General features: G+C 70.8%; 13 protein-coding genes. 5 read left to right on the top strand and 8 right to left on the bottom strand.

Annotated features, from left to right (window positions below):
- Positions 1-9 precede the first annotated feature (9 nt).
- The 4 genes from AB0J16_RS20100 to AB0J16_RS20085 all read left to right on the top strand — a co-directional run bounded on the left by AB0J16_RS20100 (position 10) and on the right by AB0J16_RS20085 (position 2,470).
- A complete protein-coding gene (locus AB0J16_RS20100) occupies positions 10-513 on the top strand; it encodes a GNAT family N-acetyltransferase (protein WP_358541276.1) in 504 nt (167 codons plus the stop codon).
- A 70-nt stretch (positions 514-583) separates the two neighbouring features.
- Entirely contained in the window at positions 584-1,138 is a 555-nt protein-coding gene (locus tag AB0J16_RS20095) for an HNH endonuclease family protein (protein ID WP_358541273.1), read from the top strand.
- A gap of 150 nt (positions 1,139-1,288) precedes the next feature.
- A complete protein-coding gene (locus tag AB0J16_RS20090) occupies positions 1,289-2,026 on the top strand; it encodes an SDR family oxidoreductase (protein WP_358541271.1) in 738 nt (245 codons plus the stop codon).
- Between the two features lie 135 nt (positions 2,027-2,161).
- The gene (locus tag AB0J16_RS20085) at positions 2,162-2,470 is read left to right on the top strand and encodes a MiAMP1 family antimicrobial peptide (RefSeq protein ID WP_225291077.1); all 309 of its coding nucleotides are present in this window, start codon (positions 2,162-2,164) and stop codon (positions 2,468-2,470) included.
- Between the two features lie 48 nt (positions 2,471-2,518).
- Here AB0J16_RS20085 and AB0J16_RS20080 read toward each other — a convergent pair whose 3' ends face one another.
- The 7 genes from AB0J16_RS20080 to pdhA form a co-directional block, all read right to left on the bottom strand.
- Positions 2,519-4,624, bottom strand: a complete 2,106-nt coding sequence (locus AB0J16_RS20080) for a beta-galactosidase (protein WP_358541268.1) — start codon at positions 4,622-4,624, stop codon at positions 2,519-2,521.
- A 40-nt stretch (positions 4,625-4,664) separates the two neighbouring features.
- Complete coding sequence (locus AB0J16_RS20075; RefSeq protein WP_358541266.1) at positions 4,665-5,696, bottom strand: LacI family DNA-binding transcriptional regulator; 1,032 nt, start codon at positions 5,694-5,696, stop codon at positions 4,665-4,667.
- Positions 5,697-5,826: 130 nt separating this feature from the next.
- On the bottom strand, positions 5,827-6,645 hold the full coding sequence (locus AB0J16_RS20070; RefSeq protein WP_358541264.1) for an SDR family oxidoreductase: 819 nt from the start codon (positions 6,643-6,645) through the stop codon (positions 5,827-5,829).
- Between the two features lie 174 nt (positions 6,646-6,819).
- On the bottom strand, positions 6,820-7,875 hold the full coding sequence (hisC, locus tag AB0J16_RS20065) for a histidinol-phosphate transaminase (protein WP_358541261.1): 1,056 nt from the start codon (positions 7,873-7,875) through the stop codon (positions 6,820-6,822).
- 100 nt (positions 7,876-7,975) lie between these two features.
- Positions 7,976-9,493: a dihydrolipoamide acetyltransferase family protein gene (locus AB0J16_RS20060; protein ID WP_358541258.1), complete on the bottom strand. Its 1,518-nt coding sequence runs from the start codon at positions 9,491-9,493 to the stop codon at positions 7,976-7,978.
- The gene (locus AB0J16_RS20055) at positions 9,490-10,506 is read right to left on the bottom strand and encodes an alpha-ketoacid dehydrogenase subunit beta (RefSeq protein WP_358199947.1); all 1,017 of its coding nucleotides are present in this window, start codon (positions 10,504-10,506) and stop codon (positions 9,490-9,492) included. The genes AB0J16_RS20060 and AB0J16_RS20055 overlap by 4 nt, the downstream gene beginning before the upstream one ends.
- 1 nt (position 10,507) lies before the next feature.
- On the bottom strand, positions 10,508-11,614 hold the full coding sequence (gene pdhA, locus AB0J16_RS20050) for a pyruvate dehydrogenase (acetyl-transferring) E1 component subunit alpha (RefSeq protein ID WP_358541256.1): 1,107 nt from the start codon (positions 11,612-11,614) through the stop codon (positions 10,508-10,510).
- A 120-nt stretch (positions 11,615-11,734) separates the two neighbouring features.
- Between pdhA and AB0J16_RS20045 the strand changes: the two genes are divergently transcribed.
- A complete protein-coding gene (locus AB0J16_RS20045) occupies positions 11,735-12,244 on the top strand; it encodes an Lrp/AsnC family transcriptional regulator (protein ID WP_358541254.1) in 510 nt (169 codons plus the stop codon).
- On the opposite strand, the gene AB0J16_RS20040 is transcribed toward AB0J16_RS20045, so the two are convergent.
- Complete coding sequence (locus AB0J16_RS20040; protein ID WP_358541251.1) at positions 12,241-12,717, bottom strand: hypothetical protein; 477 nt, start codon at positions 12,715-12,717, stop codon at positions 12,241-12,243. The two genes, AB0J16_RS20045 and AB0J16_RS20040, sit on opposite strands and share 4 nt — an antisense overlap.
- Between the last annotated feature and the right edge of the window lie 120 nt (positions 12,718-12,837).

The raw sequence follows: 12,837 nt of genomic DNA, 5'->3' as shown, positions 1-12,837 counted from the left end.
ACTCGCCAGATGCCCGAGATATCGAGATTGTCCGACAGCACGGTCACCCTCTCGCCCCTGTGCCTGGATGACGTCGACGCCCACCTGGCCGGGGAGGACGACCAGCTGGTGCGTTGGCTCAACGGAGGCCCGGGAACCCGGGCCACGGTCGAGGCGCACATACGCCGGTGCCTGGAGCGGTGGGCGGCCGGTGGGCCCGTGCATACGTTCGGGGTGCGTACGGAGGGGGTCCTCGCGGGGACGATCGACGTGCAGTTCGACCAGCCGTATCTGGTCCCCGGGCAGGTCAATCTCGCCTACGGGCTCTACCCGGCCTGGCGCGGCCGTGGCATCGCCACCCGCGCGGTGCGGCTGGCCTGCCTGCACGCGGCGGCCGCCGGGGCCACCCAAGCGGCCATCAGGGTGAATCCGGAGAACACCGCCTCGGCGGCGGTGGCCGGCCGAGCCGGCTTCACCTACCTGAGACGGGGCCAGGACGACCACGACTGGTACGTACGGCGCCTGGCCGCCTGAGGCGCTATCGGCTGCCTTCAACATCACCTGCGCCACTCTCCTGACCCTGGCCATCACCACGCAACCGGCTGTGGCGACCCCGCCGAACATCCCGTCCGCGGCCACCGCCACCTCCCGGCTCGCCACCCTCACCGTGGCCGCCGAATCCCACGGCAGCACCTACGACCGCGACCTGTTCCCGCACTGGATCACCCAGAGCGGGACCTGCAACACCCGCGAAGAGGTCCTCAAGCGCGACGGCACCAACGTGGTGACCGACTCCGCCTGCGCGGCCGTCTCCGGCAGCTGGTACAGCCCCTACGACGGCGCGACCTGGACCGCCGCCTCCGACGTCGACATCGACCACATGGTCCCCCTTGCCGAGGCATGGGCCTCGGGCGCGTGGGCGTGGACGACCGCCCAGCGCCAGCAGTACGCCAACGACCTGGGCGGCCCCGAGTTGTGGGCTGTGACGGACAATGTCAACCAGTCCAAGAGCGACCAGGACCCGGCCGAATGGCAGCCCCCACGTACCGCCGAACGCTGCCGGTACGCCCGATCCTGGATCCAGGTCAAGTGGTACTACAGCCTGACCCTCGACAGCGCCGAGAAGACGGCCCTGAGCAGCATGCTCGCCTCCTGCTGACTCCCAACCCAACGGCACCACGCCTTCGAGGAAGCGGACGTGGTGCCTTCCACCCCGCAGCTTGGTCGTCCAGCGATCTGCATTAGCGTGGCCCGACGGCGTACCGCCGGAAGTCTGTTGGGAAAGAGGTCGATCGTGGACAGTCGAGGCGTGCTCGTAACCGGATCGTCGCGTGGGATCGGCCGTGAGATCGCCAAGATCTTCGCCGCCGACGGCGACCGGGTCGCGATCCATCACCGGGACTCCCCCCGCGAGGCGGAGGAGGTCAGATCGGCGCTCGACGGCGACGGCCACGCCGTCGTCCAGGGAGACATAGCGGATCCGGAGGCCGTCGCCGCGTTCGTCTCGGCGGCGATCGACGCCCTCGACGGCATCGACGTGCTCGTGAACAATGCCGCCGTCTACCTCTTCCACGATCCGCTGACCGTGGACTACGCCTCCTGGCAGCGGATCTGGCGCCGGACCGTCGAGGTGGACCTGCTGGGCGCCGCGAACGTCTCCTGGTGCGTGGCCCGGCACATGGTGGAGCGCGGCCGTGGCGGACGCATCGTCAACGTCGCCTCCCGCGGCGCCTACCGGGGCGAGCCGCAGGCGCCGGGATACGCCGCCGCCAAGGCCGGCCTGACCGCGATGGGTCAGTCGCTGGCCATCGCGCTCGCGCCGCACCGCATCGCGGTCTCCGCGGTGGCGCCGGGTTTCGTGGAGACCGACATGGCGGCCTCCATCCTGACCGAGGAGAACCGGGCCGGCGTCGAGGCGCAGAGCCCGTTCGGCCGGATCGCCCAGCCGCAGGAGGTCGCGGCGGCGGTGCGCTATCTCGCCTCGGCCGAGGCGGAGTTCGTCAGCGGCACGGTGCTCGACCTCAACGGCGCCTCTTATCTGCGCTGAAACGCGGATCGGCGCTGAGGCGAGCACAGCCTGTCGTCACAGTAAGTGTCGCCTCGACTACTTTCCGTACATGATGGAGGGCGTCCTACGGCGGGCCACGCGCCCGCCCAGCGGAAACTTGCATCAAGGAGCAGTGTGAAGAGAATCCTCCTCGTACCCGCCCTGACCGCCGGAATCATCGCCCTCACCGCCAGCGCCGCCTACGCCTCGCAGTACATCGCCTACGAAGGCCGGGGTTTCACCGGCAGGTCCGTCGTCCTCGACGCGTGCGGGGTGTCCAACATCCCCTTCCACGGGTCCTACAAGTGGTACGGCGACGGTCAGTCCGGGCGCATGTACAACCAGCCCAACGCGCAGGGCGTGATGCATTTCGAGCTGCCCTCCAATCGCAACGCGGAGCAGCGGACGCCGGTCGGCTGGCAGAGCATCTTCATCGTCTGCTGATCTGAGCGACCACGGGGGGCGTCCGCTCGGCGGGCGCCCCCCGTGGCGTCAGCGCTCCACGAGAATCCGCACGTCCCAGGGCCCGAGGGTCAGCTCCCCGCCGGCGTAGTGGTCGCTCCCATCGAGTACGTCCCGCACCGCGACGGGCAGCCGGACCGCGACCGGATCCCACGACCAGTTGTGTACGAAGCGGACCTTGCGCCCGTCCCGGGAGGTGGCGCCCGTGGACGTCACGCTCGCGGCCCCGAACCGCCAGCCCGACGGCTCGGCCGGGACGGCCCAGTCGAACAGGGCGCGGGCCAGGACGGTGTCCGGCACGGTCCCCACGTAGGTGATCCGCCCCTCTCCGTGCGCGCGGCTGGTGACGGCGGGCCACCGACCGTAGTGCGGGTGCTCGTAGCGGGCGAGCACCTGCGCGCTCTCCACCCGCACCCGGTCCGCCTCCACCCGTACCCCATCCGCCCAGCGCGTGGCCGCCGCGCCGGGCGGGAGTGCCAGCGGCGAGCCCTCGGGCGCGTGGACCGGGAGGTCGGCGTCCAGGTTGGCGAACTCCTCGTACGAGATGCCGGCGGGCTCCGCGAGGCGGCCCGGCATGACGTCCGTACGGGCCCGCGCCTCCAGGTCGCCGTAGCCGGTACGCGGTCCGAGCACCAGGTGACCGCCGGCGGCGGCGTAGGCGGCGAGCCAGTCGAGCGTGTCATCGTCGGCGATATAGAGCGCGGGGACGACCAGGACGGGATGCCGGCCGGCGGCGTCCGCCGGCTCCTGCTCGGTGAGCTGCCCGGTGTGCATGATCCGCACCTGCAGTCCCGCGTCGAAGGCGCCTCGGTAGAACGGGTCGAAGATGCCCTCGTACGAGCGCCGGTCTGGCCCGCCCTCGCCGTCGGTGAGCGGCGGGTAGAACTCCAGCGCCCACTTGCTCGGCGCGGAGTAGAGCATCGTGACGTCGGCGTCCGGTGTGAGCCCCGCGATCAGGTCCCCGGCGGTCCTGAGCTCGGCTCCGATGCGCGCGATCTCCTGGTAGACGCGCCCCGGCCGGCCGCTGTGCGGCAGGATGCCGCCCCAGTAGGTCTCGGCGCCGAAGTGCAGCGTGTGCCAGTGCCAGTACTCGATCATGCCGGCCCCGCGCGACACAAGGGCGTAGGCCGCCTGGCGCCACTGCCCATCGTAGGCGGGGCGGTTCATCCAGGGGGCGCCGATCGACTGCGCGTTGGTCTCGGTGACGAGGAAGGGCTCCTGGCGGGAGGAGTACATCCGGTCGGCGCTGTGGTAGAGCGCCCAGGTCCCGCTGGTCGTCCAGCCCTGCGGGCCGGCGTCGGCGCCGGGCAAAGCCAGGCCGTCCTGCATCGCGTAGTACGGGTTGCCGGCGGTGACGTCCAGGTGGCGGGTCAGCCGGTCGTCGGCCAGGGCGGGCCGGTTGTAGGAGATGCAGGTGGTGACGAACTGCCCGGGCCGCGAGTACTCCCGCACGATGCCGGCCTGCCAGTCGATGAACTCGGCGGTCTGGTCGGCCTGGAAGCGGCGCCAGGCCAGGTCGTACTGGGCCTGGATGTTGCCGTCGGGAGTCCACAGGTCGGCCCAGGTGGAAAGGCGGTGCGACCAGTAGACCAGGCCCCACTCGCGGTTCAGCGTCTCGACGTCGCCGTAGAGGCGGCGCAGGTGGTCCACGAAGCGCTGGAAGAGGCCGTGGTTGTGGAGCAGCTCCAAGCCGGGTTCGTTGTCCACCTGGAAGCCGATGACCGCCGGGTGATCGGCGTAGCGGGCGACGATCACCCGGATCACCCGCTCGGCGTGGAAGCGGAAGGCGGGGTGGGTGAAGTCGACCTCCTGCCTGGCCCCCCACGGGATGCGCTCACCGGTCCGCCGCTCCCCGGCGATCTCGGGGTACTGGCGGGCCAGCCACGGCGGCACGGCGTACGTCGGGGTGCCCAGCACGACGTGGATGCCGCGCTCGTGCGCGCCGTCGAGCACCGGCCGCAGCCAGTCCAGCTCGAACCGGCCGTTGTCCGGCTCCCAGGTGGACCAGACGGACTCGCCCACGCGGATGACCGAGAAGCCCGCCCCGGCCATCAGGTCGAGGTCGGTCTTCAACCGCTCGTACGGCTGGTATTCGTGGTAGTAGGCGGCGCCGAAGAGCACTTGCTCGGGTAGCAACACGTTCTCCCATCCGGGTCATTGCTTGACCGTTAGCCGGTCACCTCGATTCCGGGGGCGCGGTCGAGCCGCGCGGGATGAGTTCGGCCGGTGGTTCCTCCAGCACCGCCGGGCCCGTGGCCCCCTCGATCCGCTCCACCAGCAGCTGAAGGCCGCGAACCGCGGCGCCCTCGAAGTCGCTGTGGATGGTGGTCAGGGGCGGGACCAGGTAGGCGGCGTGCGGCGAGTCGTCGAAGCCGACGAGGCTGACGTCCTCCGGCACGCGCAGCCCGGCCTCGGCGAACGCCCGCATGACGCCTATCGCCATGTCGTCGTTGGCGACGAACACGGCGGTCACATCGCCCGCCGCGACCAACTCGACGCCTGCGGCGTACCCCGACGCGGGATACCAGTCGCCCTCCAGGACCGGCGGCTCGGGCACGCCGACCGCGGCCAGCGCCTCGCGCCAGCCGGCCAGCCGGTCACGCGCGGCCCACCAGCGCTGCGGCCCCGCGACATGCCAGACGGTGGCATGGCCCAGGGACAGCAGGTGCTCGGTGGCCACGCGCCCGGCGGCGACGCCGCCACCGCTGATGAACACGCCGTTGTCGGCGTACGGCGGGCTCAGCTGGTTGAAGCTCAGGACCGGTACGTCCGAGTCGAGGGCCAGGTCCTGTCCCTCGTCTATGGGCTCCGACAGCACGATGCCGTCCACGCCCTGGCTGATCAGCGAGTCGATTGCGGCGCTGATGCCGCCCGGCTCGCCTTCGAGTGTGCACACGATGCTGAGTGAGTAGCCGGTCCTGCGGGCCGCCCGCTCCAGCGCGACCAGCGTCGCGGCGGGGCCGTACAGGGTGCTGCCGAGCGAGACGACCCCGATGCGGTGGAATCTACCCTTGATGAGCGCCCGCGCGGCCGTGTTGGGGCGGTAGCCGAGCTCTCGCGCGGCCTGCAGCACGCGCTCGCGCAGGTGCTCGCGGACGTTGGGTTCGGCGTTGATCACCCGGGAGACGGTCTTCTGCGACACTCCGGCCAGCCGCGCGACGTCCATGCTGCCGGCCGGACGGCGGGGGCCGCGACCTGTATCGCGCATGGGTCACACTCCAGGAGCCGTTGACTACGTAGTCAGGAGTCTCCGGTAACTCCTCCCCCACGTCAACGGCTTGTTACCGGAACGTTGCCACCCCAGCGCTCAGCGTGTCGCTGCCTTCAAGGCCACGCGATCACGCCAAGACGTCGAGGTCCTGGGCGCGGTGCAACCCCATGGCCCGGTTCACGCGCCCAGTCAACCGCGCGACCGTGGTGCGGGGCAACGCGCGGGAGAGCCAGGTCGCCGGTCTGTTGATCGCCCGCCCGGGGTAGGAGTTGACGGCGCCCTTGGCGAAGGCGTCGAGGGTCTTGGCCGCGACATCCTCCGGCGCGTCGGTGAAGGCCGGGTTCATGGTGGCGGAGGTGGCGTCGAAGAACCCCGTGGCGGTGGCTCCGGGGTGGGCCGCCATGACCCGCACCCCGGTGCCGCGCAACTCCTCGGCCAGCGCCTCGGTGAACGACAGCACGAACGCTTTCGTCGCCGCGTAACTGGCCTGGTACGGCATCGGCTGGAAGGCGGCCGTGGAGGCCACGTTGATGATTCCGCCGCGCCCCCGCTCCGCCATGCGGTTGCCGAGCACATGGGTCAGGCTCATCAGGGCGATGGCGTTCAGTTCGACGGAGTCGACGTTGCGCCGCAGCGAGGAGCTCAGAAACGGACCGATGGCGCCCGCGCCCGCGTTGTTGACCAGAAGATCGATGGTGCGGCCCCGCCGGTCGAGTTCCGCGATCAGGCGCGCCACCCCGTCTGGGTCGGCGAGATCGGCCACTTCGGTCGCGACCTCGACCCGGTGCTCCTGCTGGATCTCGTCGGCGACCCGGCGCAGCGCGTCGCCGGAGCGGGCCACGAGCACGAGATCGGCCCCTCGTCGGGCGAGTTCACCGGCGTACGCCACGCCGAGACCCTTCGAGGCGCCGGTGACGAGCGCGGTGATGCCGGTGTACCTGTACATGGGTGTATCGCTTCCTCGTGCTCGGCCTCGCTATTTACTTCGAACCTCAAAGCAAGAAACAAGGTAACAGCTTCGAGCCTCGAAGCAAACTGTGGGCCTCAGCGCACGACGGACCAGCCGCCAAAGCCGATGGTGCTGGCCGACCGGCTGTTCCTCATCGATCAGCTGGACGGGCTAGGTGAAGGCCGGTCTCCAGGTCTCGGCCAGGGCGAGGAAGGCCGAGTTCTCCTCCGGCAGTCCCATGGTGACGCGGACGCCTTCTCCGGAGAAGGCGCGGACGATGACCCCGTTGGCGAGGCAATGGTCGGCGAAGGCCATGCTGTCCTGGCCGAGCGGCAGCCACACGAAGTTCGCCTGGGAGGCGGGCAGGTCATAGCCGAGGGCCCGGAGCTCACGAGTGACGCGCTCGCGCTCCTCGACCGTGCGGGCGACCCGCCTGGCCACCTCCTCGTGCTCCTGGAGCGCGGCGATCGCCGCCTCTTGGGCGAGGGCGCTGACGCTGAACGGGGTCTGCGTCTTGCGTACTTGCGCGATGATCTCGGGCGCCCCGACGCAATAACCGATCCGCAGCCCCGCCAGCGCGTACGCCTTGGAGAAGGTTCTGAGGACGACGACGTTCGGCCGGTCGCCGAAGAGCGCGAGCGCGTCCGGTACGACGGACGGATCCGCATATTCGTGGTAAGCCTCGTCGACGACGATCAGCACGTGCTCGGGCACCCGGTCGATGAAGGCGCGCAGGGCGCTCTCGCCGACGGGCGTCGAGGTCGGGTTGTTGGGGTTGCAGACAAAGACCAGGCGGGTCCGTTCGGTGATGGCCGCCGCCATGGCCTGCAGGTCCTGGACGTGGTCGCGCAGCGGCACCGGTACGGCCGTTCCGCCCGCCACCGCGGTCAGGATGGGGTACGCCTCGAACGACCGCCAGCCGAAGACGACGTCGCTGCCCGGCGCCGACACCGTGTGCAGCAGTTGTCCGCAGACTTCGGAGGAGCCCGCTCCCACGGCGACGCGGTCGGTGGTCACGCCGTGATGGTCGGCGAGCGCTTCGAGCAGGCGGCCGGCGCCCATGTCCGGGTAACGGGACAGGCCGCCGGTCAGCCGGGCGAGCCGGGCGGCGACGCTGGGCAGCAGACCGTACGGACATTCGTTGCTGGCCAGGACGACGGCTCCGGGCACCTTGCGTCCCGGCACGTAGGACTGGAGTCCGATCAGGGACGGGCGTACATGGACCACGTGGGTCTCACTTCCTTTCGGGGCCGGTCGCAGTAAGTGGCGAGCTTTCGGTGCCGGTCGCTGTGCGGGTGGCTGTGCGTCGGCGAGTCTGTGCCGGTCGCTACACGTGGGCGACCAGGATCGCGGGGTTCTCCACGCAGTCGGCCACGTAGCGCAGGAAGCCGCCGGCGGCGCCGCCGTCGCAGACTCGGTGGTCGAAGGTCAGTGACAGCTGGGTGACCTTGCGGGGTACGACCGCGCCGTCGGTCACCCAGGGGCGGTCGATGATGCGGCCGACGCCGAGGAGCGCCGCCTCGGGATGGTTGATGATCGGGGTGGATCCGTCCACGCCGAAGACACCGTAGTTGTTGAGCGTGAACGTACCCCCGGTCAGCGCCGTGGGAGGCAGCCCGCCCGAGCGGGCGAGGCCCGTGAGGCGGGTCAGCTCCGCGGCGAGTTCCGCGGTCGTCATCAGGTGCGCGTCCCGGACCACCGGCACGACCAGACCGCGATCGGTCTGCGCGGCGAAGCCGAGGTTGATGTGACCGTGCCGGACGATCTCGGCGCGGGCGGTGTCGACCGAGGAGTTCAGCTCAGGGAAGCGTCGCAGACCGGCCACACAGATGCGGGCCAGGAGCGCGAGCAGCCCGATGCCGAGTTCCGGGCGGTCCTGTCGCAGCGCGTCCTTCACCGCGAGCAGGCCGGTGGCGTCGACGTCCACCCAGGTGGTGGCGTCGGGGATCTCGGTGCGGCTGCGGGTCAGCTTGTCGGCCACCACCCGCCGCAGCCCGCGCAGGGGAATGCGCTCCGCCGTCAACGCCGTCCCGGCCGAGCCGAGCGCGGACGCGGGCGGCGCGGGGGTCTCGGGTGCCTTGCCGAGGTCGGCGATGGCCTGCTCGACGTCACGACGCAGGATCACGCCGCGAGGTCCGGTGGGGGTGATGACGGTGAGATCCAGTCCGTGCTCGCGGGCGATCCGGCGGACGAGCGGAGAAACCACGCGCGGCGCCTGTCCCAGTGCGCGCTCGCGCGCGTGCCCCGGCGCAAGCTCGGGTTCGGCCGCAAGCTCCGGACCGACGGCAAGCTCCGGTTGGGCGGCTAGCTCGGGTTCGGCGGCAAGCCCGGGTCCGGCCACAAGCCCCGGTTCGGTCGCAAGCCCAGGTCCGGCGGCGAGAGGGGAAGCGGACGCTTCCGGTGCGGCTTCGGGGGTCTTGTGGTCGGTGCGCCGGGAGCCGCCCCGGCGCCGCCGCGTGCCGGACGTGCGGCCGGTGCCGTACCCGATCAGGACGTTGCCGGAGCCGGCCTGTTCCTCCTCGCGGTAGCGGGCCGCCGCGGGGTTCGTGTCCTGGTCGACGGTGGGCGCAGAAGCCGCGTCCTGGTCGGTGGCGGCGGGGCCGACCTCGATGAGTGGTTCGCCGACCGTCAGGACGGTGCCCGCCTGCGCGTGGAGCCGCAGGACGGTTCCGGCGAAGGGGACCGGCACCTCCACGGCCGCCTTGGCGGTCTCGACCTCCACCACGATCTCGTCGATCTCGACCCTGTCGCCCACGGCGACCTTCCATACGACGATCTCGGCTTCCGTCAGCCCCTCGCCGAGGTCGGGCAGGCGGAACACCTGCCGCGCGGCAGTGGTCGTCATGACGCCTCCCGGGCCAGGTGCAGGAGATCGGGCTCGTCGCCGAACTGGAGCCGGTCGACCGTGTCGAGGATCCGGTCGACGTCGGGCAGATGCGCGTGCTCGAGTATGGGCGGCGGGTAGGGGATGTCGAATCCCGAGACACGCAGCACGGGGGCGGCCAGGGAGTGGAAGCAGCGCTCCTGTACGCGGGCCGCGATCTCCGCGCCGACCCCGGCGAACCCCTGGGCCTCCTGGACCACCACGCAGCGGCCGGTCTTGCGTACCGAGGCCACGACGGTCTCGTCGTCAAACGGGACGATCGTCCGCAGGTCCACCACCTCCAGGGAGATGCCGTCCTGGGCAGCGGCTTCGGCGGCCTGGAGGGCCACGGGGACGCTCGGCCCATAGGCGACCAGGGTCGCGTCGCGCCCCTCGCGCCGTACCACCGCCTGCCCGAACCCCCCGGCCCGCCGGTCGGCGGGCGTGATGTCGCCCTTGGACCAGTACAGGCGCTTGGGCTCCATGAAGATCACCGGGTCGGGGTCGGCGATGGCGTCGCGCAGCAGCCAGTACGCGTCGTCCGGGGTCGCGGGGGTCACGACCTTCAGGCCCGGAGTGTGGGCGTAGTAGGCCTCGCTGGAGTCACAGTGGTGCTCGACACCGCCGATGCCACCCGCGTACGGAATCCGGATCACCATCGGCAACGACAGCCGCCCGCGCGTGCGGTTGCGGAGTTTGGCCACGTGTGAGGCGATCTGTTCGAAGGCCGGGTAAGCGAAGGCGTCGAACTGCATCTCGACCGCCGGGCGGAAGCCACCCATGGCCATGCCCACGGCCAGGCCCACGATCCCCGCTTCGGCCAGCGGGGTGTCGAAGCACCGATCCTCGCCGAACTCCTTGGTCAGCCCGTCGGTGACGCGGAAGACGCCGCCCAGCGGGCCCACGTCCTCGCCGAAGACGAGAACCCGCTCGTCTTCGCGCAGCGCGTCGCGCAGCGCGGTGTTCAGCGCCTGCGCCATCGTCATCGTGGTCATGTCATTCCTCCGGGGCGGTCAGCTCGGACGCCAGCAGCGCCCGCTGCTCGCGCAGCTGGGGTGTGGGCTCGGCGAAGACGTGGTCGAACAGCTCGAACGGGTTCGTCTCCGGGTCGGCGTTCATCTCGTCGCGCAGGTGGGCGGCGTACTCCTCGGCGGCCGCGTGCGCCGCGGCGACGGCCTCGGCGTCCAGGAGGCCCCGGCCACGCAGATAGGTCTCCAGGCGGGCGAGGGGATCGGCCGACTCCCACCGCTCGACCTCTTCCGTATCCCGGTACCGGGTGGCGTCGTCGGCGTTGGTGTGGGCGTCCATGCGGTAGGTGTGCGCCTCGACCAGGAAGGGGCCGCCGCCGGTCCGCGCCCGCCGCACCGCCTCGGTCAGGACGGACAGCACCGCGACGAGGTCGTTGCCGTCCACCTGCTCGGACGGGATGCCGTAGCCGATCCCCTTGTACGCGAGCGCGGGGGCGGCGGTCTGCCTGGCCAGGGGTACGGAGATCGCGTACTTGTTGTTCTGCACGAAGAACACGACGGGGGCGTGGAGGACCGCGGCGTAGTTGAGCGCCTCGTGGAAGTCGCCCTCGCTGGTGCCGCCGTCGCCGATGAAGGCCATGACGACGCCGTCCTCGCCCTTGCGGCGCAGGGCCTCGGCCATGCCGACCGCGTGGATGGTCTGGGTGGCCAGCGGCGTGCACTGCGGCGCGACCCGCGTGGCGGCGGGGTCGTACCCGCAGTGCCAGCCGCCCCGCAGCAGGGTGAGCACTTCGACGGGGTCCATGCCGCGGGAGACCAGGGCCACGCAGTCCCGGTAGGTGGGGAACAGCCAGTCCTCCTCGCGCAGCGCCAGCACCCCGGCGATCTGGCAGGCCTCCTGTCCGCGGCTGGACGGGTAGACGGCCAGGCGGCCCTGCTTGGTCAGCGCGGTGGCCTGACGGTCGAAGCGGCGGCCCAGGACCATCCGGCGGTACGCCTCCAGCAACTGCTCATCGGCGGGCGCCGGGTAACCGGCGGGCGCTCGCACGGCCGTACCGTCCTCGGCGATAAAGCGCACCGGCTCGGGTGAGGGGAGAAGGCCGTCGACCGCTTGACGGCGCGTCCGCACGGACATCGCGACGCTCACTTTCTCTGGACGTTTGACAAGGAAAGCGTCGACCTCCAGAACCATCTGTTCAAGACATCGGGCATGATGAGCGACAAATGGGTTCAATGGGGACGCGGGGAGGGCCAAATGTCAGCCGACGAGGGCGTTGAGGGGGGCTGGCCGGGACATTCGGCCAGCAAACTAGACGGAGTCGACCGCGCGATCATCGCCGAGCTGCTGCGCGACGGCCGGATGTCGATGCGGACGCTCGCCGAGCGCGTCCACATCTCCCGCGCCAACGCCTACGCCCGCCTCACGCGACTGATGGACGACGGGGTGATCACCGGCTTCACGGCCGAACTCGCCCCGCACAAGGCCGGTCTGGGCACCAGCGCGTACGTCTCGGTCACCATCGAGCAGAACTCCTGGCGTACGGTGTCGGCCAGGCTCCGGAGCATCCCGTACGTCGAGCACTTCGCGATGGTCGGCGGCGACTACGACGTCCTGGTCCTGGTCAGGACGCCGGACAACGCGGCGCTCAGGCAGGTGGTGCTGGAACGCATCCAGGACGTCCCCGGCGTCCGGGCCACCCACACCTGGCTGGTGTTCGACGAGGCCCGTGGCCGGGGCACGGACTGGGGGGCACGGGAGAGCTAGCGCGCGTCCCGGGAGGACTTGTACTCCTCCAGGAGCGCGTCGAGGCCGCGCACCATGAAGATGTAGTACTCGTGCATCTCCCGCAGGCGCGCCCCCTGCCGCTCGGGCAGGTCGGCGGCGCGGCGCTGCGCGCTCTCGGCCAGGGCCAGCAACTCGGTCGTCTGCTCCAGCTGGTGCTGCAGGCAGCCGCTCCAGGCGTCGTCGCGCCATTCGTAGACGTACTGCCGGGAACCCGGCTGCTTGAAGCGCCGCACGGTTCCGCTGACCATCAGCAGGCGCGTTGTCTCCGACACCGAGCCCTTGCTCGCGTCCAGGGCGTCCTGCAGCTCCGTCATCGTCATGGGCGCCTCCCTGAGCATGAGGACGCCCGCGGCCCGTCCGGCCATCGGCGGCCAGCCCATCGCCCGGCCGATGTGCAGCCCGAAGTCGTCGATCAGGGGATTCACCGCATCGTCGCCGACGGGGCTGGACACCACCGGACTCCCATCGCTCAGAAAAAAATGAACTTTCACTATTGACTGAACTTTCCGCTGGAGGGCAGTCTACCGGCTAACAGCGGTTCGGGCATGTCTGGAGCCGCGCTGCCTGAATGC

This window comes from Nonomuraea sp. NPDC049750, from assembly GCF_040659625.1.
Lineage (GTDB): Bacteria > Actinomycetota > Actinomycetes > Streptosporangiales > Streptosporangiaceae > Nonomuraea.
Note: the sequence above shows the minus strand (reverse complement) of the source record. Positions and strands in the feature narration are given on the sequence as shown.